Raw genomic sequence first — 20,297 nt, 5'->3', positions numbered from 1 at the left:
ATACCTGCGCAGTCCTACCATCCCGGAATGGAGATGACGATCGTCCCGGTCGCCTACGACCATCCCGACGCGGTGAAGCTGGCCGACGAAGTGCAGGTGGAGTACGCCCGGCGGTACGGCGGCGAGGGGGATCGCACGCCGCTGGACCCGGAGCACTTCGCCCCGCCGCGTGGCCTGTATCTCATCGCGTACGACCCCGAGGGCCTGCCGGTGGCCACCGGAGGATGGCGGGCGATGGACCGCAACGGCGAGGGGTACGCGGACGGGGACGCCGAGCTCAAGCGGATGTACGTGATACCCCGGGCGCGCGGGCTGGGGCTCGCGCGCCGGATCCTGGCCGCGCTGGAGGGCGACGCGCTCGCGGCGGGGCGCGTCCGGATGGTGCTGGAGACGGGCGACCAGCAGCCCGAGGCCATCGCACTGTACCTCTCCAGCGGCTACCGGCCGGCCGTGCCGAAGTTCGGGCTGTACCGCGACTACGACTCCAGCCGCTGCTTCGCCAAGCCGCTCGGCCGCCGTAGCGCCCCGTAAGGGGCGCGGGGAACTGCGCGATCAGCCGGCGACGGCCCGCAGCTGACACGCCAGCCCGGGCTCCGGGCAATCCGCGAGCGCATCGTGGCTTGTCGCCCCCGCAGGGCGGCAGCCGCGGATCGACGCCGCCCCGCGCCCCTACGGGGCGCTGCGGCGGTCAGCCCGTCTTGCCGTGGCCCGCCGCGATGGCCTCCTCCACCTCCGCCCGGACGCGTTCGGCCGGGTAGCGCCGTACCTGGCCGTAGGGGGCGAGGGCGCGGTCGACCGGGCCGGGGTCCTCCTCGCGCACCTCGGCCATCAGCACCGTGCTGCCGGGGGGCACCTCGGCGGCGAGCATCTCCAGGGCGGCGTTGGAGGCGGTGGCCTGCCGGGCCTCGTGCATGCCGCCGATCAGGCCGCCCGCACCGAAGCCGATCATCACGCCGAGCGGACCGCCGAGAATGCCGAGGAGCCCGCCGAGGATGCCGCCCATGGCGAAGGCCTGCCCGGTGCCGGTGTCGTCGACGGCGTCGGGGAAGTCGAGGGTGCCCTCGGCGTCCCGGGCGATGACGGTGCCCTCGCGCAGGGAGATGTCGCCGTCGGCGTGGGCCCGGCGCAGGGCGTCCAGGGCCTTGTGGCCCTTGGCGGAGCTGTGGACGCTCAGGAAGAGGACGTTGTCGTTCACGGCTTCCACTCTTGGGCCTGCGGGCCCGCCGCGCACGTCAGTCGCCGTCTTCCGGCGGAGTCGCGTGCACGGCGGCGGTCAGGTCGAGCGTGGCCCGGGCGCCGCCGCCGGGCGCGTTGGTGAAGGTCAGCCGGGCGCCGAGGACCCTGGCCTGGCCGGTGGCGATGGTCAGCCCGAGGCCGAGGCCGGCTCCCGATCCGGTGCGGAAGCGCTGCGGCCCGTGGGCGAGGAGGGGTTCGGGGAAGCCGGGGCCCTGGTCGGTGACGTGCACGAGGCCACCGTCGACCTCGGCGACGACCGGTCCGGCACCGTGCCGGAAGGCGTTGCTGACGAGGTTGGCGAGTATGCGTTCGACGCGGCGGGCGTCGGTCTCGACCAGGCAGTCGCGGATCACCCGGACGCCGGCGGCGTGCGCCGGGTCGCCGGCGGTGGCGGCCCGCACGGCCCGCCGGGTCAGCTCGCCGAGCGCGCGTACGTCGGTGTCGGCGCGTTCGGCGTCGGCGTCGAGGCGGGCGACCTCCAGGACGTCCTCGACGAGGGAGCGCACCCGCTGGGCGCGTTCGCGCACCATCTCGGCGGGCCGGCCGTCGGGCAGCAGTTCGGCGGCGGCGACCAGCCCGGCGACGGGGGTGCGCAGTTCGTGGGCGATGTTGGCGGTGACCTCGCGCTCGTCCTGCAGGCGGGCGGCGAGGGCGTCGGCCATGGTGTTGACGGCGTGGATGAGGCGGGCGATCTCGTCCTTGCCGCCGCGGGGTGCGAGGCGTGCGGTCAGGTCGCCGTCGGCGATGGCCTCGGCGGTACGGGCGGAGGCGTTGAGCCGGCGCCCGGCGACGGTGGCCAGGCCGATGCCGACGAGGCAGGCCCCGGCGGTGCCGGCGCCGCCGGCGAGCCACAGCACCTCGTCGAGCTGCTGCAGGTCGCGGACCTGTTTACGGTAGGAGTGCCGCAGGACGATCACGTCGTCGCCGGAGCGCATGGCGGCCCACAGCATGGGCACCTCGCCGGAGCGGTCGAGGTAGGTGGCGCGCTTGCCGTCGTCGACGGCGCGGCGCAGCGGTGCGGGCATCCGGTCGGGGTTGATGATCATGCGGGAGCGGTCGACGCCCGCGACGTGGTCCTCGGCGGCGGCGACCAGCCGCTGGTCCATGGTCTCGCGCGCGGTCTCCAGCTGGGTGCGCGCGGTGCGGTGGTGGACGACGAGGCCGATGAGGACGGCGACCAGTGCGGCAGTGGCGGTGATCGCCACCCCGATCTTCGTGCGCAGGCCCATCGGCTCGTGGTCTCCTCGGCTGACGATCGACTCGGTCGGTTACCAGGGCGCCGGCCCGTACGGCTCCCGGTGCTCGGCGGGGACGAAGAGCCGCAGGTCGCGCAGGTCCTCGGGGGCCTTGGCGGGGCCCGGTCCGGGGGCGGCGTCCAGGAGGACGACGGTGGCCCGCCCGTAATAGGAGGAACGTTCCTGCTGGACCAGGCCGGCGAGCACCACCTTCACCCGCCACCGCCCGGGGACCGCCCCCGTCGTCGTACCTGTCGCGCCCGTCCCTGTCGTGCCTGTGACACCGGCCGTGTCTGTGACACCTGCCGTGCCTGCCGTACCTGCCGTGCCTGTCGTACGTGAAGCCGTGCCCGGCGTCGTTCCCGCGAGGACCTCCGTCGCCGTTCCCGTCGCCTCGGCCGTCGGCCCGCCCCAGGACCGCCAGCGCAGCCCGCCCAACCGCACCCCGCGCCCGGGGCCGCCTCTCACCGTCAAGGACGCCGGGCGCCGCAGCAGGGGTTGCCCCGGCCCCTCCAGCACGTAGACGGCGCCCGCCGTGGCCGGCGGGGTGCCGGCCGGGCCCGCGACGTGCAGGCCGCCGGGTTCGGCGCACCCGGCGAGCGGCCAGGCCAGCAGGGCCACGGCGAGGAGGGACACCGTGCCGGGCGTCGCGAGGAGTGAGCGCACGGGGTTCCTCATGCCGTCGGGGCCGATGGGACGGGGGCGGCGTTAGCAGGTCGAGAGCGGTTCGCGGGGCCATTCGTGCCAAATGTAACCGGCGTGGCTGGTTCGGCGCCCGTGCCCTTGACCGGATTCCCGCGCCGGCTCATAGGATCGCGGCCCGGTCGTCCGCGCCGGCCGGCCGCGTGCCCGGCGGCCGCCGCAGCGCCACGGTGGAGGTCAGCCATGCCCATCGCCCGTCGTACGCTCCTCGGCGCCGCCCTCGCGGGCTCCGCCGCGCTCGGCACGACCGGCGCGGGGGCCGCCGGCGCGGCCCAGGCCGGGCCCGCCGCGGCCGCGCTCGCCCGCCTGCTGCCCCGCCATCACCACCAGGTCTCCTTCCGCACCGTGGCCCGCCGGGGCGGGCACGACGCGTTCCGGGTGACCGGCGACGCGGGCCGCATCGTCGTCGAGGGCACCACCCCGGCCGTCCAACTCACCGGCTTCCACCACTACCTGCGGCAGGTGGCGCACGCCCACCTCTCCTGGCGCGGCGAGCAGACGGCGCTGCCCGCCCGCCTCCCGGCGGCCCGCACCCCGGTCACCGGCACGGCCAACGTCGCCCACCGCTTCGTCCTCAACGACACCAACGACGGCTACACCGGCCCGTACCACGACTGGGACTACTGGGAACGCGAGATCGACGTCCTCGCCCTGCACGGCTTCAACGAGGTCCTCGTCTACGCAGGCGCCGACGCCGTCTACCACCGCACCTTCATCGAACACGGTTACAGCGACGCGGAGATCCGCCGGTGGGTTCCCGGGCCGGCCCACCAGCCCTGGTGGCTCATGCAGAACATGTCCGCCTTCGGCGGGCCGGTCCCCACCCGTCTGCTGGAGCGCCGCACCGCCCTCGCCCGCCGCATCGTCCGGCGCCTGCGCGAGCTCGGCATGAGCCCCGTGCTGCCCGGCTACTTCGGCACCGTCCCGCCGGACTTCGCCCGCCGCAACCCCGGCGCGCGCACCGTCCCGCAGGGCGACTGGGGCGGCTTCGACCGCCCCGACTGGCTCGACCCGCGCACCCCCCGCTTCGCCGCCGTCGCCCGCACCTTCTACCGGGTGCAACAAGAGCTGTACGGGGCCACGTCCATGTACAAGATGGACCTGCTGCACGAGGGCGGCACCCCCGGCGATGTGCCCGTCGGCGACGCCGCCCGGGCCGTGGAGAAGGCCCTGCGCACCGCGCACCCCGACGCCGTCTGGGCCATCCTCGGCTGGCAGCGCAACCCCCGGCGCGAGATCGTCGACGCCGTCGACCACACACGGATCCTCGTCCTCGACGGCATCTCCGACCGCTTCCCCCACGTCACCGACCGGGAAGCGGACTGGGGCGGCGCCCCCTACGCCTTCGGCACCATCTGGAACTTCGGCGGCCACACCGCACTGGGCGCCAACGCCCCCGACTGGGCCGCCCTCTACCACCGCTGGCGCACCAAGCCGGGCAGCGCCCTGCGCGGCATCGCCGTGATGCCCGAGGCCGCCGACAACGACGCTGCCGCCCTCGCCCTCTTCTCCGACCTCGCCTGGACGGACGGCCCGGTGCGGCTCGACGCCTGGTTCGGCCAGTGGGCCGTCACCCGCTACGGCGCCCACGACGCCGGTGCCGCACGCGCCTGGGACGTCCTGCGCCGCACCGCGTACGGCACCTCGCGCGCCGACAGCTGGAGCGAACAGGCCGACGGCCTCTTCGGCGCCCGCCCCGACCTCGCCGCCGACCGCGGCGCCGCCTGGTCGCCGCGCGCCCTGCGCTACGACGCCGCCGAGTTCGACAAGGCCCTGCCGGCCCTGCTGTCGGTCTCCCCCGCCCTGCGCCGCAGCACCGCCTACCGCACCGACCTCGTCGACATCACCCGCCAGTGCATCGCCAACCGCAGCCGGCTGCTGCTGCCGCGCATCAAAGCGGCCTACGAGGACCGCGACCACGAGCGCTTCACGGCCCTGACCCGGCAATGGATCGACTGGATGGACCTGCTGGACTCCGTCGTCGCCACCGACGAACGCCATCTGCTGGGCCGTTGGACCGCGGCCGCCCGCGCCTGGGGCACGACGGACGCCGAACGCGACCAACTGCAGGCGGACGCCCTGACCCTGCTCACCGTCTGGGGTCCCCGCCCCGCGGCGGACGGCGGCAAACTGCACGACTACGCCAACCGCGAATGGTCGGGCCTGGTGGGCGGCCTGTACCGGCTGCGCTGGAAGACGTACTTCGACGAACTGACGGCGTCCCTGACGCACGACCGCGACCCGAACCCCATCGACTGGTACACCCTCGAATCCCGCTGGCTCCAAAACCCCCCGACCACCCGCACGCGCCCGACAGGCGACATCGTCCCCTTGGCGAGGACGGTGGCGTCGAGGCTGTAAGGCCTGGTTGTGGGCAAACCACAAGGGCGGGGCCCGGAAAGAATCCCGAACCCCGCCCAAGCTGCCAACGGCAAAAGCGTTACCGCTTCTTCGGAGCGGCGCCGGCCGGCCGGCTGACGGACCCCTCCCCGCCCGCGAGCTTCCACTCACGGTGCAGGATGTCGAAGGGAAGGCTCCGCTCGAAGACCGGCGTACCGAAGATCTTCAGGTGCGCCGACAGCGCCCCCGTCAGATCGACACCGCCGTACGCCGCCCACTTGCCCGTGGCCGACGCCGAGCCGTCGCTGGCGGCCGTGGCGCTGCCCTCGGCCTCCGCCCGCAGGTACGGCGCGAGGTTGGCGCTGACGCCGGCCACGCCGTACAGGCCGACGGACGCCTCGGCGCCGAGCGTGGCCTTGACCCGGCCGGAGGCCGTGGCCGTGGCCCGCACGGGGCTGGCGGTCATGTCGGCCTTGCTGACGCCGCTCCAGCCCTTGCCCCACGTGTAGGCGCCGCCGACCTTGAAGTCGCCCTTCATGTCCTGCTTGACCTCGACGCCGATCTTTCCGTCGGCGTCGACCTGCAGGTAGCAGGTGAGGTCGAGGTTGATGACGACCGGCACGGGCCCGACCTGGACGACCGGGTCGGCGTGCAGCTTGGCGAACGGCAGCCGCAGCGGCTTGTCCGCCGTCGTGGCGGCGGCCTGGCCGCGCAGCTCCCACTGGGAGGACCAGTTGCCGGACAGGGCCAGGGACGCGGTGCCGGGGCCGCCGCTGGAGCCGATGCCCTTGCCGCTGTACGCGAACTCGACCTCGGGTGCCAGCTGGACGAATCCGGACGCCGACGCCTCGGCCGTGACGGGCGAGCCCTTGGGCGTGGGTATGGAGGCACCCACGTCCAGCCGCAGGTTGCCCAGCGGCACCTTGGCGCCCTGCGGGCCGACGTGGACGCCGCCGGGCTTGGTCCAGGAGACCTTCACGTTCGGGACGAGGGGCTCGACCTTCACGGTGGAGGGGTCGACCGGCACGTCGCCCTTGGCCTCGGAGGCGCCGAGGAGGGCGTCGAGGGTGGCCGGGGTGGTGTTGACCTCGGTGCCCTTGTCGGTGGTGCCCAGCACCTGCGTGACCTTGGCCAGCACACCGTGGGGTGCGCCGGGCGCGGGCGCGCTGGCGATGACGTCACCGACGGCCACGCCGTTCTTCGGCGCCGCGGAGGGTTCCGCGGACGACGGTGTGGTCGGGGCGGCGCCGGACGGCGCCTGCGGCGCGATGCCCTTGGCCTTGCCCGACGGCTTGTCGGCCGGCTTCTCCGACGGCTTGTCAGCCGCCTTGCCCTTGGGGGCGGTCGGCGTCGCGGTGCCGGAGAGCACGGCACGTCCGCTGCGCTGGTCGAACGAGGCGACCTTGAGCTCGGACTTCACGGCCTTGGGCAGGTCGCCCCCGGACGCGTTGCCGGACGGGCGGGCCACCGCGCTGGGCGCAGCGGCCCCGGCGGGTGCGGCGGCCACCGCGAGCTGCGGTGCGGTGGCGGCGACGGGCTCGGCGTCAGCGGCGTTGCGGGCGGCGGACGGGCTGCCTGCCGAGCACCCTGTGGCGAACAGGGAGACGGCGGTCAGAGCAGGTAAAACAGCCACGTATCTGGCGTACTTGATGGGCTTGCGCAAATTCGTCCTCGTGAGCGTGAGGTGGGGGCGGCCCCGGGCAGCACGAAGCCGCCGGGCCGCATCACACGGCAAGGGGAAGGGGAAGAAAGGCGATCGCCGTGCTGCGCGAGATCGTCGCGATCAGCGATCCGGATGATCGTGCCATGCGCCACCGCGCCCGCAGAACCGTTTCTCTACCGGGAGAAACATGATCTGGATCACAATTTACGCAACAAGGTTTAATAAGTCGCGCGTTCAATCATTCGGGGCTCAACTCCCCACGCCGCGCGGGAAAACGCAAAGATCCCGCCCGATCAATCAGATCGGACGGGATCTTCGTCGCCATCCCCTTCCGGTGGGGAACGGCTTTGTTGTGGACCTGAGGGGATTTGAACCCCTGACCCCCTCGATGCGAACGAGGTGCGCTACCGGACTGCGCCACAGGCCCTTGCAACGAGTGAAACTCTAGCATCCCCATCGCCCTGCCAGGAAATCCGATCCCCGCTGGTGGGCGGGGGCGGCGGGGCAGTGGTGCGGGTCACTCGTTGGCGGCGCGGGGGCGGTCGTCGTCGGCGTACTGGTCGAAGAGGGGGGTGCGGCCGCGCTCGCGGGGGCGGCGGCGGGAGCGGGCGGCGCGGCGCTCCTCGGCCGCCGGTTCGGCGGCGGAGGAGCGCGCCGAGCTCCAGGCGTCGCCGGACCCGCCGCCCGCCCGGGGGGCGACCGGCGCGGAGACGTACGTGGGCAGGGGCACCGGCACCGGCTCCCAGCCGGCGCCCGTGCCGCGGTCGCGCTGCTGGTCGACCCACTCGGCGTGGTCGGTCTGCTCGACCAGGGCCCGGTGGGCGGCGCCGCGGGAGGGCGGGGCGGCCTGCGCGGGGCGGTGGACAACGGTGTCAGCGGCGGTGGACGCGTCCGGCGCGGCCTCCGGGGGCTCCGCGGCCGCGCGGCGGGCGCCCTCCTTCAGCCGCTGGGCGGCCTGTTCGGCGCGGCGCTGGTCCATGGTGAAGGCGAACCGCCGCCGCTCCTGCACCCGCAGGTAGCAGATGTAGGCGCTCAGCAGGGCGGCCGGCACGGCCGGGACCCACAACAGGGCCAGCCCGCCGACGCCGGCGACGACCGCGCCGAGGGTGAAGGCGAAGAAGAGCAGCACCGTGGTGCGCCGGCGGCGGGCGAGGACCTTGGAGCGGCGGGCGCGCTCGGCCGCGTTCGCGGACGGCGGCGCGGCGGGCGCCGGGGAGCTCGCCGCCGGAGCGCTCGCCGCGGGGGCGGGCGCCGCCGGGGCGGCGGGTTCGGGCGCGGCGAAGGACCGGACGTCGACCTGTTTGGTCGCCGCGTCCGGCTCGCTCGCCCGGGGCTCCGGCTCCACCGGGCCCGGCGCCTCCGTGGAGGCGCGCTCTTCGAGGTCCTTGGCGTAACGGCGCTCCATGCCCGCCCGTCCGGACAACAACCGGATGGCCGTGCTGAAGCGTTCCGTCGGACGGGCCTCGTTGAGCTCGTCCTGCCTACGGAGCCACATCGGCACCAAGTAGGCGGCCCATGCCCCGACGATGACTGCGTAGATCAGGCCGCTGCTGCTCACCCTCACACGGTAGAGGGGTGCGCACGGGGGATTCCGCCAATTGGCGCGGTGTGTCGCACGAACCGGCTCATATCTCGAACTTTTTTTGTGATTTGTTGAGGCCGAGACTCTCGTTTCCGACCAGAAATTCGAACGTTTATTCGCTTATTCATTTCTGGGGGGACGTACGCGAGCGGTGCCAGCGCGCCAGCAGCCCCTCGGGCACCTCGTCCGCGGTCAGCGCATAGACGAGGTGGTCCCGCCAGGCCCCGTCGATGTGCAGGTAGCGCGGGCGCAGCCCCTCCTCGCGGAAGCCGAGCTTCTCCACCACGCGCCGGCTGGGCAGGTTCTCGGGGCGGATGCACACCTCGACCCGGTGCAGCCCGACGGTGCGGAAGCAGTGGTCGACGACCAGGGCGACGGCGGTGGGCATCACGCCCCGGCCGGCGACGGCCTCGTCGACCCAGTAGCCGATGTGGGCCGAGCACATCGAGCCCCAGGTGATGCCCGCGACGGTCAGCTGGCCCACCAGCTCACCGCGGTACTCGATCACGAACGGCAGCATCCGCCCGGCGTGCGCCTCGGCCCGCAGGTGACGGACCATCTGCCGGTACGTGGGCCGCTGGGCGGGGGGCGCGCCGGGCGGCGGCGGGGGGACGGTCGCCTCCCAAGGGCGCAGCCAGTCACGGTTGCGCCGGTTCACCTCGCGCCACGCGCGCTGGTCGCGCAGCCTTATGGGGCGGAGGGCCACGTCGCCGTCCGCGAGCTCGACCGGCCAGACGTTCATGCAGGGGCACCCGTGGGGGGCTGTGGGTGGTCGCCGCCGTGGATCTGGTCGACCGCGTGCACCAGCAGCCGTCCCAGGACGGCCAGCCCGTCGCGTACGCCGCCGGTGGAGCCCGGCAGGTTGACGACCAGGGTGCGGCCGGCGACGCCGGCCAGGCCCCGGGAGAGCGCCGCGGTGGGCACCGCGGCCAGGCCCTCGGCGCGGATGGCCTCGGCGATGCCGGGGACCTCGTAGTCGAGCACCTGCCGGGTGGCCTCCGGGGTGCGGTCGGTGGGCGAGAGGCCGGTGCCGCCGGTGGTGACGATCACGTCGTACGGCTCGGGGTCGGCGAGGCCCTCGCGCAGGGCGGCCGCCACGGGCTCGCCGTCGGCAACGACGCGGGGGCCGTCGACGGCGAAGCCGAGGGCCGTGAGCCCGGCCACCAGCAGCGGGCCGCCCTTGTCGGGGTAGACCCCGGCGGCCGCGCGGTTCGAGGCGGTGACGACCAGGGCCCGCCGGCTCACCGCGCGCCGCCTTCCCGCACGTACGTGCCGGACTTGCCGCCGGTCTTCTCCTCCACGCGGATGTCGGTGACGACGGCCGCCTTGTCGACGGCCTTGACCATGTCGACGACGGTCAGCGCGGCGACGGAGACGGCCGTCATGGCCTCCATCTCCACGCCGGTGCGGTCCGTGGTGCGCACGGTGGCGCTGATCTCCACCGCGTCGTCGGCGACGGCGAGGTCGACGCTCACACCGGACAGGGCCAGCGGGTGGCACAGCGGGATGAGCTCGGGGGTGCGCTTGGCGCCCATGATCCCGGCGATGCGGGCGGTGGCGAGGGCGTCGCCCTTGGGCAGGCCCTCGCCGCGCAGCAGGGCGACCACCTTCGGGGAGACCAGCACGCGCCCGCTGGCGCGGGCGGTGCGGGCCGTGACCTCCTTGGCCGACACGTCGACCATGCGGGCCGCGCCCGTGGCGTCGAGATGGGTGAGGTGCTCCTGGCCGCTGCTCATCGTTCTCCCGGTCCGGTGCCTGTGGGCAGCCACCGTACCCGCCCCGCGGGCGGTCGCAGAGGGACGGCGTCGCGGCGGAACGGCGTCAGGAGGCGCTGCGGTCCAGGAGGATCACGTCCACCTCGGCGCCGGCGGCCAGGGAGGTGGTCTCCTCGGGCACGACGACGAGGGCGTTGGCGTCGGCGAGCGCCTTGACCAGGTGCGAGCCGGACCCGCCGACCGTCTCGACCTTCCCGTCGGCGTAGCTCCCCCGCAAGTACTGGCGGCGACCCTTGGGCGAGGATCCGACGCGGGAGGTCAGGCGGGCGCGCACCGGCTCCCGCCCGGCGGTGGGGGCGAGCCCCATCAGGGCGCGCAGGGCGGGTCTGACGAACAGCTCGAAGGAGACGTACGCGCTGACGGGGTTGCCCGGCAGGGCGAAGAGCGGGATGCCCTCGGGGCCGAGGCGGCCGAAGCCCTGGGGCTTGCCGGGCTGCATGGCCAGCCGGCGGAAGGCGACGCTGCCCTCCGCGCCGCTGAGCTGCGTGAGGGCCTCCTTGACGACGTCGTAGGCGCCCACGCTGACCCCGCCGGTGGTGACGACGGCGTCGGCGCGCACCAGCTGGTCCTCCAAGGTGGCGCGGAAGGAGGCGGCGTCGTCGTCGACGGCGCCGACGCGGTAGGCGATGGCGCCGGCGTCACGGGCGCAGGCGGTGAGCATGAAGCTGTTGGAGTCGTGGATCTGCCCGGCGGCCAGCGGCTCGCCGGGCGGCACGAGCTCGCTGCCGGTGGAGAGCACCACCACGCGGGGGCGGGGCCGTACGGGCACGGTGGCGCGGCCGATGGCGGCGAGCAGGCCGATCTGGGCGGGGCCCAGGACGGTGCCGGCGCTCAGGGCGATCTCGCCGGCGGCCACGTCGCTGCCGCGGGCGCGGACGTGGGCGCGGGCGGCGGCGGGGCGGTGCACGCGGACCTCGCCGCCCGCCTGCTGTTCACCGGCGGTCATGGCGTCGGCGGGCGCGCCGCCCTTGCCGCCGTCGGTCCATTCGACGGGGACGACGGCCTCGGCGCCGGGCGGCAGCGGGGCGCCGGTCATGATGCGCACGGCCTCGCCGGGGCCCACGGCGGGCAGCTCACTGCTGCCCGCCGCGACCTCGCCGACGACGGTGAGCACCGCCGGGAACTCCTCGCTGGCCCCCGCCACGTCGGCGACGCGCACCGCGTAGCCGTCCATGGAACTGTTGTCGAAGGGGGGCAGGGCGGCCGGGACGGTGACGTCCTCGACGAGCAGACAGCCCTGGGCGTCGAGGAGTTGCAGCTCGATCGGCTCCAGCGGGCGGATCCTCGCCAGGATGTCGTCCAGGTGCTCCTGCACCGACCACGTGCGGCCCTCGTCCGCCGTGCCGGGGTCGGTGGCCGTGGTGGTGCCGCCGGCGCTGCTGCTCAAGGCGCTACATCTCCTCGGTGACGAACCGTCGAAGCCATGACCGGAACTCCGGTCCCAGATCCTCACGTTCGCATGCCAGTCTGACAATGGCGCGCAGGTAGTCGCCGCGGTCGCCGGTGTCGTAGCGGCGGCCGGTGAAGACCACGCCGTGCACGGGCCCGCCCAGGCCCGGCTCGGCGGCCAGGGCCTGCAGGGCGTCGGTGAGCTGGATCTCGCCGCCGCGGCCGGGCGGGGTCTCGCGCAGGACGTCGAAGACGGCCGGGTCCAGGACGTAGCGGCCGATGACGGCGTAGTTGCTCGGCGCCTCGTCGGGGTCGGGCTTCTCGACCAGGCCGGTGACCTCGACGACGTCGGCGACGTCGGTGGGCTTGACGGCCGCGCAGCCGTACAGGCCGATCTGGGCCGGGTCGACCTCCATGAGCGCGATCACGCTGCCGCCGTGCTTGCGCTGGATGTCGACCATGCGCGACAGCAGCGGGTCGCGCGCATCGATCAGGTCGTCGCCCAGCAGGACGGCGAAGGGCTCGTCGCCCACGTGCGGGGCGGCGCACAGCACCGCATGCCCCAGGCCCCGGGGGTCGCCCTGGCGCACGTAGTGCATGGTGGCCAGGTCGCTGGACTCCTGGACCTTCGCCAGCCGGGATTCGTCGCCCTTGCGGCGCAGGGCTTCCTCGAGCTCGTAGTTGCGGTCGAAGTGGTCCTCCAGCGGGCGCTTGTTGCGGCCCGTGATCATCAGGACGTCCGACAGGCCGGCGAGGGCGGCCTCCTCCACCACGTACTGGATCGCCGGCTTGTCCACGACCGGCAGCATTTCCTTGGGCGTGGCCTTGGTGGCCGGAAGGAAACGGGTACCGAGCCCGGCGGCAGGGATGACAGCCTTGCTGATCCGAGGGCGCGAGTGAGTCATGGGCCGAACACTATCCGTTGAGATTGGGCGGAAGATGTGACTCAGCCGAGTATGTCCCCCTACAAGGAGTGCACAGGAAACATGAGCCGGTCAGCACATCTCCCCGACGGTACCAAGGCCGGGTTGCGCCGTGCGCTCCTCGCGGCCAGGGCCGCGTTGACCAGCGACGACGTCCGGGAGCGCGAGGCGGCGCTGGCGCGCCGGGCGCTCGCGCTGCCCGAGCTGGCCCGGGCCGGGACGGTGGCGGCCTACGTCTCGGTGGGCACCGAGCCGGGCACCCGTGCCCTGCTGGACGCGCTGCGCGCGCGGGGCACGCGGGTGCTGCTGCCGGTCCTGCTGCCCGACAACGATCTCGACTGGGCGCCCTACCGCGGGGCCGACCGCCTGATGCGGGCGTCCAAGGGCCTGCTGGAGCCGGACGGCGAGCGACTGGGACCCGAGGCCGTGACGGAGGCCGACGCCGTGCTGCTGCCGGGCCTGGCGGTCGACGAGCGGGGCCTGCGGCTGGGGCGCGGCGGCGGCTCGTACGACCGGGTGCTGGCCCGGCTGGAGAGGGCGGGCGCCGATCCGGCGCGCGTGGTCCTCCTCTACGACGACGAGGTGGTCGCGCAGGTCCCGGTGGAACCGCACGACCACCCCGTGCACGCGGTGGTCACCCCTGGCGGGGTGCGCCGTTTCGGCAGGCCCTGACGCCTACGGCTTGAGGGTCAGCACCGGGCCGCCCGCCTTCTTGACCGCGTCCGTGCTGTAGGCCCACGGCAGCAGCTCGCCCTTGGCCCACTTGTCGGTCTGGTCGTAGTAGTGGGTGTTGTAGGCGTGGCCGGAGGCGCCGGTGAGGTTGATCCAGCGCGACTTGTCGAAGTCGGCGAGGTTGACCACCATCCGCATGGACGGCACCCACACGACGTCGTAGCCGCCGGCCGCGTTCCAGCCCGCCGCATTGACGGCGGCCTCGCCGCCGCCGAGGTTCCAGGGCCCGCGGTTGAGCATCCACTGGACGATGCCGGGGCCCTCCTTGCCGAGGGTCTGGTTCTTCAGGTTCAGCTGGTGCAGGCGGCCCCAGCTCCACTGGGTGACGTCCTTGCCGAGCTTGGAGGTCAGCTCCCAGCGGGCGTCCTTCATGGCCTGCGCCAGCAGCTCGTCGCGGTTCTTCGCGCCCGGGGTCAGGCGGGTGCCGGGCGTCTTCCACCAGTCGTTGTCGGGCTTGTCGAGGATCTTGCGGACGACCTCGAACCAGCGGTCGCCGCCGTCGGGCTGCGCGTTGTCGGGCTCGCGCTCGCCGCACTCGACGACCAGCGGCGTGCGGCCGCTGAGGTCCTCCTGGGGGCCGGAGCCGCCGGCCGGGCGCACCCGCAGGCACTGGTCCTTCACGCGCAGCTCCTTGGGGAGCTTGTTGCCGAAGGCCAGCTTGAGGGTGTTGCGCCAGACGGCGTTGAAGTAGGCGGCGGCCGCGGAGTCCGGCTCCTGGGTGTAGTCCCAGTCCTTCAGCAGCTTCTGCGCCTCGCGGACGTACTTGGTCTCGCGCTCGTTGGCACCCTTGAGGTTGATCTTGAGCAGGTAGGGCGTCAGCAGACGGGCGATCTCGCTCGTGTTGTCCATCTGCATCTTCTGCATGTCCTCGGTCGAGATCTTCCCCCCGTCCTTGATCTTCGACTGGATGAGGTCGTTGATCCGCTGGCTGCGCGCGCCGTAGCCCCAGTCCTGGGTGAGCAGGTACGGGTAGTTCTTGTCGGCGACGGCCTGGTTGGCGGTGACGATGTAGCCGCGCTCGGGGTTGTAGTCCCAGGGCAGCGCCGTCTGCGGCACCCAGCCGGTCCAGCGGTAGGCGGGGTCCCAGCCGGGGGCCGGGAGGCGGCCGTCGGGGGCGGCGGCCTGCTCGTCGCCCTTCGGCCTGTCCTTGGCGTCGATCCTGCCGTCGCCGTTGATGTCGGTCTTCGGCAGGCCGGTGGCGGGGGTGCCCGCGCCCGTACCGGCCGTACCGGTGCTCACGCCGGCCTGGGCCTCGCTCTCGCCGGCCTTGGCGCCGCCGCGGACCGGGATGCGGCCGGGGGCCTGGTAGCCGATGTTGCCCTTGGTGTCGGCGTAGATCAGGTTCTGCGAGGGGACCTCGAAGTCGGCCGCGGCCTTGCGGAAGGCGGCGAAGTCGCCCGCCTGGTCCAGCGCGAACAGGCCGTCCATGGTCTTGCCCGGGTCCAGAGCGGTCCAGCGCAGGGCCACCGCGTAGCCCTCGGCGCGGTCGGGCGCCGGGTCCTTCACGGGCGCCTTCTCGCCGACCTTGACGAGCTCGTCGTTGCGGTCGGAGACGATCGGGCCGTTGTTGGTCTCGCGGACGGTGATCTCACGGCTGTCCTCGCCCGCGACCTTGATGGTCTCCTTGCGGGTGGTGAAGGGCACCTGCTTGCCGTCGTAGAGGTAGGAGTCGGTGGTGACCTTCTCCAGGTACAGGTCGGAGACGTCGGCACCCAGGTTGGTCATGCCCCAGGCGATGTCCTTGTTGTGGCCGATGACCACGCCCGGCATGCCGGAGAAGGAGTAGCCGGCGACGTCGAAGGGGCACTGCGGGCCGGTGGTGTTGCAGTGCAGGCCCACCTGGTACCACAGCGAGGGCATCTGCGGGGCGAGGTGCGGGTCGTTGGCCAGCAGCGGCTTGCCGGTGGTCGTGTACTTGCCGGAGACCACCCAGGAGTTGGAGCCGATGCCGTTGCCGCTCGGGCCCAGCAGCGCCGGGACCTTCTCCAGGCTGCTGGAGAGGGAGGACAGGCTGCTGCGCAGCCCGCCGGTGGCGCCCGCCCCGCCGGCGGCGCCGCTCTGCGTGTTCTGGCCGGCCTGGGCGCCGGCGGCACCGGCCGCGGCACCGCCCTTGGGGTCGTAGGCCTTGCCGCCCTCGACCGCGCCGCCCTCGATGATGGGCTTGTTGCGGTCGTACGGGTACGCCGGGTACAGGTCCTCGATCTGCTCCGGCTTCAGCCGGGAGGAGGCCAGGGAGCGGTCGATCTCGTCCTGCATGTTGCCGCGCAGGTCCCAGGCCATCGCCTTGAGCCAGGCGACGGAGTCGACCGGCGTCCAGGGCTCGGGCTCGTAGTCGTTCTGGAAGGACAGGGCCGCGTACTCGACGGACAGCGACTTGCCCTTGTGGTCCTTCAGATAGGCGTTGACACCGTCGGCATACGCCTGCAGGTACTTCTTCGTCGCCGGCGAGAGCTTGGTGTCGTACTCCTGCTGCGCCACGCGGCGCCAGCCCATGGTGCGCAGGAAGGCGTCGGTCTCCACCTCGCCCGAGCCGAACATCTCCGAGAGGCGGCCGGCCGTCAGGTGCCGGCGCACGTCCATCTCCCAGAAGCGGTCCTGGGCGTGCACGAAGCCCTGGGCCCGGAAGAGGTCGTCGGCGTTGTCGGCGTAGATCTGCGGAATGCCGTGGTCGTCACGGGCCACCTTCACCTGCCCCGAAAGACCCTTCAGCTGCAGGGTGCCTTCGGTCTGCGGGAAGGAGGCCCGCACGGTGCTGACGCTCCAGTACGCGCCGAAGGCGACGCCCGCCACGAGCAGTAGCACGATGGTGATCACGAGCAGGCGGGCGCGTCGCCCCTTCTTCTTCTTGCCGGGGCCGTTCTTGTTGGCGGGCATCGCTGTCCTTAGAGGGGCAGGTGGTCCTGGAATGCTGGAAGCAACCATAGGCGCAGGGCGGCGGAGGCCCGGACGCGGTGCCGTTCATGAACCACTCGCGGACCGCCGGCCGGCCGTCGACGCGAGGAGCCGGCGTCAAGAACCCGTAAAATATTAGATGAGGAAATTAACTTCCTCGTGTTCATGACCTGTTTCCAGAACTGGAGGAACGTTTCGGCCGAAACGCGACGAAGCCGGTACGCCCGGCGTCCCGTGGCAGCCATCCGTCCCACCCTTCGTGAAAGGACCGGCCCCTGACTGTCCACCACCTCAACGAACTCCTGCTGATCTGCTCGCTCGTCCTGCTCGTGGCGGTCGCGGCGGTACGCATATCCTCGCGCAGCGGGCTCCCCAGTCTGCTCATCTATCTGGGCATCGGCGTCGCCATCGGGCAGGACGGCATCGGCGTCTCCTTCAACGACGTCGGCCTCACCCAGGTCATCGGCTACGCCGCCCTGGTCGTCATCCTCGCCGAGGGCGGTCTCGGCACGAAGTGGCACGAGATCAAACCGGCCCTGCCGGCCGCCGCCGTCCTGTCGACCGCGGGCGTCGCGGTGAGCGTCGGCGTGACCGCCGCGGCCGCGCACTACCTCGCCGGCGTCGACTGGCGCCAGTCACTGATCATCGGTGCCGTCGTGTCCTCCACGGACGCCGCCGCCGTCTTCTCCGTCCTGCGCAACGTCCCGCTGCCGGCCCGGCTCACCGGCGTCCTGGAGGCCGAGTCCGGCTTCAACGACGCCCCCGTCGTCATCCTGGTGGTGGCCTTCTCCGCCGCCGGCCCGGTCGAGCACTGGTACCTGCTGCTCGGCAAGATCGCCCTCGAACTGGCCATCGGCGCCGCCGCCGGCCTCGCCATCGGCCTGCTGGGCGCCTACACGATGCGGCACGTGGCGCTGCCCGCCTCCGGCCTCTACCCGATCGCCGTGATGGCCCTCGCCGTCACCGCCTACGCCGCCGGCGCGCTCGCCCACGGCTCCGGCTTCCTCGCCGTCTACCTGGCCGCGCTGATCCTCGGCAACGCCAAGCTGCCCCACTGGCCGGCCACCCGCGGCTTCGCCGAGGGGCTCGGCTGGATCGCCCAGATCGGCATGTTCGTCCTGCTCGGCCTGCTGGTCACCCCGCACGAGCTCGGCGACGACATCGTCCCCGCGCTGGTCGTGGGACTGGTGCTGACCATGGTGGCCCGGCCGCTGTCCGTCCTGCTGAGCACGGCGCCCTTCCGTACGCCCTGGCAGGAGAAGGCCCTGCTGTCGTGGGCCGGCCTGCGCGGCGCGGTGCCCATCGTGCTGGCGACCATCCCGATGGTGGCCCAGGTCGACGACAGCCGCCGGATCTTCAACATCGTCTTCGTGCTGGTGATCGTCTACACCCTGGTCCAGGGACCGACCCTGCCGTGGCTGGCCCGCCGCCTGGACCTCGGCGAGAGCGAGCCGCAGGACCTGGGCATCGAGTCGGCGCCGCTGGAGCGGCTGCGCGGGCACCTGCTGTCCGTGGCGGTGCCCGAGGGGTCGAAGATGCACGGTGTGGAGGTCTCGGAGCTGCGGCTGCCCGCCGGCGCCGCGGTCACCCTGGTCGTCCGGGACGGCTCCAGCTTCGTCCCCGGCCCCACGACCGTGCTGCGGCACGGCGACGAGCTGCTGGTCGTGGCCACGGACCCGGTGCGCGACGCCGCCGAGCGGCGGCTGCGCGCGGTCTCCGAGGGCGGCAAGCTGGCCGGCTGGCTGGGCTCCGCCCCGGCCCCGGACACTGCGGCTGCGAAGCCCTCAGCAAAGGCCGGAGCAAAGTGGGGTCTGGTAAAGAAGAAGTTGGTTAAGTAAGCTATTCACCTATTCGCGTGCGTATCGGCACGCCTCGGCGGCCCTGCCCGACCGCGGCACGTCCGTCCGGGGCCCCGGTGCGTCGCGCGAGTGAATTCCCGAAAACACCGAACCAACTCTGCCTGATGCAGAGCTGGCGCGACCGCACGGCGGCCGTGGCCGCAGGAGGCGGCCACATCGGTATCTACCACGGTCCTGCGCGAGAGGACAGCTCTCGGCGCGCTCCGTTGGGTTTCCCTCCCGTCCGGGGCGTGCTACCAGGCGGCGGAAAGGCGCGGACCGTGGCGACCACGGTCGAGGACACCACCGGGGCCCGTCCCGGGTACGGCAGTCTGCTGCGCACGCGCGGCGCGCTGTCGTTCCTGCTCCCCGGCTTCCTGGCGCGGCAGCCGTTCGCGATGCTGACGATCGGCATCCTGCTGCTGGTCAACCACACCACCGGCTCCTACGGCACGGCCGGCACCGTCTCGGCGACGGCGGGCGTGGCGATGGCCCTGTTCGCCCCGCAGAGCGGCAAGCTCGCCGACCGCTTCGGGCAGGCCGCCGTGCTCCTGCCCGGCGTCGTCGTGCACGCGGCGGCGATCTCCGTACTCACGGCGCTCGCCCTCGGGCACGCGCCCCTGTGGGCGCTGCTGGCCGCCGCCGTACCCGCGGGCGCGTCCACCCCGCAGATCGGCCCCATGGTGCGGGCGCGCTGGGCGGCCCGGCTGAGCGGTCAGCCGCTGATGGCGACGGCGGCGGCGTTCGAGTCCGTCACCGACGAGTTCACCTTCGTCATCGGCCCCGTCCTGGCCACCGCCCTGTGCACCGGCGTCCACCCGGCCGCCGGCCTGATCGCCGAGGCCGCCCTGACCCTCGTCGGCGGCCTGCTCTTCGCCGCCCAGCGCCGTACGCAGCCCGAGCACGGCCGCGCCGCGGCCGGCGCCGCCGAGGCCGGCGAGAAGCGCGTCTCCGCCCTGTCCGTGCCCGGCGTGCGGGTGCTGGCGGTCGTCATGCTGGGCATCGGCACCGTCTTCGGCGGCATGCAGGTGTCCATGACCGCCTTCACCAAGGCCATGGGCGAGCCCGGCCTGAACGGCCTGATGTACGGCGCCTTCGCCGCCGGCAACATGACCGCCGGCATCGCCTGCGGCCTGATCGCCTGGAAGGCCACCCCGCAGCGCCGCCTGCTGCTGGCCTACCCGGCCCTGGTCCTGGCCACCACCCCGCTGTGGGCGGCGCACTCCATGGTGCTGCTCGGTGCGCTCGGCCTGGTCGTGGGCCTGTGCATCGCTCCCTCGCTGATCACCGGCTACACGCTCGTCGAGCAGCTGGTCCCGGCGGGCGCCCGCACCGAGGCCTTCACCTGGCTGACCGGCGCGGTCGGCCTCGGCCAGGCCGCCGGCGCCACCGTGGGCGGCCGCCTGATCGACGCCCACGACGCGAGCACCGGCTTCCTGGTGCCGCTGGGCGGCACGGCCGTGGCCCTGGTGGTCCTGCTGGCGCTGCGCAAGGCACTCACCCCGCGGGGCGAGCCGCTGGTCGCGGCGCGTGGGGTCGGTCACCGTGAGCCCGTTGCGGTGGACTGACGGACCGGAATACTGCACTATGGAGCGTCGTTAGCACTCAATGAGTGAGAGTGCCAGGAGGAGCAAGTGCCGACTTACCAGTACCAGTGCACCGAGTGCGGCGAAGGCCTCGAGGCGGTGCAGAAGTTCACGGATGACGCCCTGACCGAGTGCCCGCAGTGCAACGGACGCCTGAAGAAGGTGTTCTCCGCGGTCGGCATCGTCTTCAAGGGCTCCGGCTTCTACCGCAACGACAGTCGCGGCTCGACGTCGAGCAGCACTCCTGCGACGAAGTCGTCGTCCTCGACGTCGTCGACGTCGGGTGCGTCCTCGTCGACTTCGTCTTCGTCGTCCTCTTCGTCTTCGTCGAGCTCCAGCAGCTCGGCCGCCTGACGTACTCCTGACGTCGCCCCTGGCGCACCCTCCGAAGCCCGCTGCCTCTG

General features: G+C 73.1%; 17 protein-coding genes and 1 tRNA gene. 6 read left to right on the top strand and 12 right to left on the bottom strand.

The annotated features are described in order from the left end of the window. The first annotated feature begins 33 nt into the window (after nucleotides 1-33). On the top strand, nucleotides 34-531 hold the full coding sequence (locus AB0K17_RS13170; RefSeq protein ID WP_365983068.1) for a GNAT family N-acetyltransferase: 498 nt from the start codon (nucleotides 34-36) through the stop codon (nucleotides 529-531). A gap of 157 nt (nucleotides 532-688) precedes the next feature. Here the strand turns inward: AB0K17_RS13170 and AB0K17_RS13165 are convergent, their stop codons facing one another. The 3 genes from AB0K17_RS13165 to AB0K17_RS13155 are packed head-to-tail and all read right to left on the bottom strand — an operon-like array spanning nucleotide 689 to nucleotide 3,137. Continuing rightward, nucleotides 689-1,195, bottom strand: a complete 507-nt coding sequence (locus AB0K17_RS13165) for a DUF1269 domain-containing protein (RefSeq protein ID WP_365965567.1) — start codon at nucleotides 1,193-1,195, stop codon at nucleotides 689-691. 37 nt (nucleotides 1,196-1,232) lie between these two features. Beyond that, nucleotides 1,233-2,465 carry a HAMP domain-containing sensor histidine kinase gene (locus AB0K17_RS13160; protein WP_365983014.1) on the bottom strand — a complete coding sequence of 411 codons (1,233 nt, stop codon included), beginning with the start codon at nucleotides 2,463-2,465 and terminating at the stop codon, nucleotides 1,233-1,235. A 39-nt stretch (nucleotides 2,466-2,504) separates the two neighbouring features. Further along, nucleotides 2,505-3,137 (bottom strand): hypothetical protein, encoded by a 633-nt coding sequence (locus AB0K17_RS13155; protein ID WP_365983013.1) that lies wholly within the window; start codon nucleotides 3,135-3,137, stop codon nucleotides 2,505-2,507. A gap of 219 nt (nucleotides 3,138-3,356) precedes the next feature. Between AB0K17_RS13155 and AB0K17_RS13150 the strand changes: the two genes are divergently transcribed. Continuing rightward, nucleotides 3,357-5,534, top strand: coding sequence for an alpha-N-acetylglucosaminidase (locus AB0K17_RS13150; RefSeq protein ID WP_365983012.1), 2,178 nt, complete (start codon nucleotides 3,357-3,359; stop codon nucleotides 5,532-5,534). Between the two features lie 79 nt (nucleotides 5,535-5,613). Here AB0K17_RS13150 and AB0K17_RS13145 read toward each other — a convergent pair whose 3' ends face one another. From AB0K17_RS13145 to galU, 8 genes are all read right to left on the bottom strand, one after another. Then, nucleotides 5,614-7,146, bottom strand: coding sequence for a hypothetical protein (locus AB0K17_RS13145; protein WP_365983011.1), 1,533 nt, complete (start codon nucleotides 7,144-7,146; stop codon nucleotides 5,614-5,616). A 383-nt stretch (nucleotides 7,147-7,529) separates the two neighbouring features. After that, nucleotides 7,530-7,603, bottom strand: a tRNA-Ala gene (locus AB0K17_RS13140). Between the two features lie 90 nt (nucleotides 7,604-7,693). Continuing rightward, nucleotides 7,694-8,734 (bottom strand): gephyrin-like molybdotransferase receptor GlpR, encoded by a 1,041-nt coding sequence (glpR, locus tag AB0K17_RS13135; RefSeq protein WP_365983010.1) that lies wholly within the window; start codon nucleotides 8,732-8,734, stop codon nucleotides 7,694-7,696. 148 nt (nucleotides 8,735-8,882) lie between these two features. After that, the gene (locus AB0K17_RS13130; RefSeq protein ID WP_344435022.1) at nucleotides 8,883-9,500 is read right to left on the bottom strand and encodes a GNAT family protein; all 618 of its coding nucleotides are present in this window, start codon (nucleotides 9,498-9,500) and stop codon (nucleotides 8,883-8,885) included. Beyond that, nucleotides 9,497-10,003, bottom strand: a complete 507-nt coding sequence (locus AB0K17_RS13125; protein WP_365965573.1) for a MogA/MoaB family molybdenum cofactor biosynthesis protein — start codon at nucleotides 10,001-10,003, stop codon at nucleotides 9,497-9,499. Before AB0K17_RS13125 ends, AB0K17_RS13130 begins: the two co-directional genes overlap by 4 nt. Next, on the bottom strand, nucleotides 10,000-10,494 hold the full coding sequence (gene moaC, locus AB0K17_RS13120) for a cyclic pyranopterin monophosphate synthase MoaC (RefSeq protein ID WP_365965574.1): 495 nt from the start codon (nucleotides 10,492-10,494) through the stop codon (nucleotides 10,000-10,002). The genes AB0K17_RS13125 and moaC overlap by 4 nt, the downstream gene beginning before the upstream one ends. Nucleotides 10,495-10,579: 85 nt before the next feature. Next, nucleotides 10,580-11,848 (bottom strand): gephyrin-like molybdotransferase Glp, encoded by a 1,269-nt coding sequence (gene glp / locus AB0K17_RS13115; RefSeq protein WP_365983067.1) that lies wholly within the window; start codon nucleotides 11,846-11,848, stop codon nucleotides 10,580-10,582. A 76-nt stretch (nucleotides 11,849-11,924) separates the two neighbouring features. Then, complete coding sequence (gene galU / locus AB0K17_RS13110; RefSeq protein WP_365965575.1) at nucleotides 11,925-12,827, bottom strand: UTP--glucose-1-phosphate uridylyltransferase GalU; 903 nt, start codon at nucleotides 12,825-12,827, stop codon at nucleotides 11,925-11,927. A gap of 81 nt (nucleotides 12,828-12,908) precedes the next feature. On the opposite strand from galU, the gene AB0K17_RS13105 reads away from it, so the two are divergent. Beyond that, complete coding sequence (locus tag AB0K17_RS13105) at nucleotides 12,909-13,517, top strand: 5-formyltetrahydrofolate cyclo-ligase (protein ID WP_365965576.1); 609 nt, start codon at nucleotides 12,909-12,911, stop codon at nucleotides 13,515-13,517. A gap of 3 nt (nucleotides 13,518-13,520) precedes the next feature. On the opposite strand, the gene AB0K17_RS13100 is transcribed toward AB0K17_RS13105, so the two are convergent. Next, the gene (locus AB0K17_RS13100) at nucleotides 13,521-16,451 is read right to left on the bottom strand and encodes a penicillin acylase family protein (RefSeq protein WP_365983009.1); all 2,931 of its coding nucleotides are present in this window, start codon (nucleotides 16,449-16,451) and stop codon (nucleotides 13,521-13,523) included. A 341-nt stretch (nucleotides 16,452-16,792) separates the two neighbouring features. Between AB0K17_RS13100 and AB0K17_RS13095 the strand changes: the two genes are divergently transcribed. The 3 genes from AB0K17_RS13095 (at nucleotide 16,793) to AB0K17_RS13085 (ending at nucleotide 20,247) form a co-directional block, all read left to right on the top strand. Then, nucleotides 16,793-18,307: a potassium/proton antiporter gene (locus AB0K17_RS13095; RefSeq protein ID WP_365983066.1), complete on the top strand. Its 1,515-nt coding sequence runs from the start codon at nucleotides 16,793-16,795 to the stop codon at nucleotides 18,305-18,307. Between the two features lie 281 nt (nucleotides 18,308-18,588). Continuing rightward, nucleotides 18,589-19,875, top strand: coding sequence for an MFS transporter (locus AB0K17_RS13090; protein ID WP_365983008.1), 1,287 nt, complete (start codon nucleotides 18,589-18,591; stop codon nucleotides 19,873-19,875). Nucleotides 19,876-19,941: 66 nt separating this feature from the next. Beyond that, the gene (locus tag AB0K17_RS13085; protein ID WP_365983007.1) at nucleotides 19,942-20,247 is read left to right on the top strand and encodes an FmdB family zinc ribbon protein; all 306 of its coding nucleotides are present in this window, start codon (nucleotides 19,942-19,944) and stop codon (nucleotides 20,245-20,247) included. Nucleotides 20,248-20,297 lie beyond the last annotated feature (50 nt).

It is taken from the genome of Streptomyces sp. NPDC049585 (genome assembly GCF_040675615.1).
GTDB classification, from domain to species: Bacteria; Actinomycetota; Actinomycetes; order Streptomycetales; family Streptomycetaceae; genus Streptomyces; species Streptomyces luteosporeus.
This window is presented reverse-complemented; position numbering and strand designations above follow the sequence as displayed.

What these genes read in the sequence shown, in the direction of transcription:
- AB0K17_RS13170 (WP_365983068.1), top strand. Translation starts at nt 34, where the DNA reads ATGACGATCGTCCCGGTCGCCTACGACCATCCCGACGCGGTGAAGCTG.
- AB0K17_RS13160 (WP_365983014.1), bottom strand. Translation starts at nt 2,465, where the DNA reads ATGGGCCTGCGCACGAAGATCGGGGTGGCGATCACCGCCACTGCCGCA.
- AB0K17_RS13150 (WP_365983012.1), top strand. Translation starts at nt 3,357, where the DNA reads ATGCCCATCGCCCGTCGTACGCTCCTCGGCGCCGCCCTCGCGGGCTCC.
- AB0K17_RS13130 (WP_344435022.1), bottom strand. Translation starts at nt 9,500, where the DNA reads ATGAACGTCTGGCCGGTCGAGCTCGCGGACGGCGACGTGGCCCTCCGC.
- moaC (WP_365965574.1), bottom strand. Translation starts at nt 10,494, where the DNA reads ATGAGCAGCGGCCAGGAGCACCTCACCCATCTCGACGCCACGGGCGCG.
- galU (WP_365965575.1), bottom strand. Translation starts at nt 12,827, where the DNA reads ATGACTCACTCGCGCCCTCGGATCAGCAAGGCTGTCATCCCTGCCGCC.
- AB0K17_RS13105 (WP_365965576.1), top strand. Translation starts at nt 12,909, where the DNA reads ATGAGCCGGTCAGCACATCTCCCCGACGGTACCAAGGCCGGGTTGCGC.
- AB0K17_RS13100 (WP_365983009.1), bottom strand. Translation starts at nt 16,451, where the DNA reads ATGCCCGCCAACAAGAACGGCCCCGGCAAGAAGAAGAAGGGGCGACGC.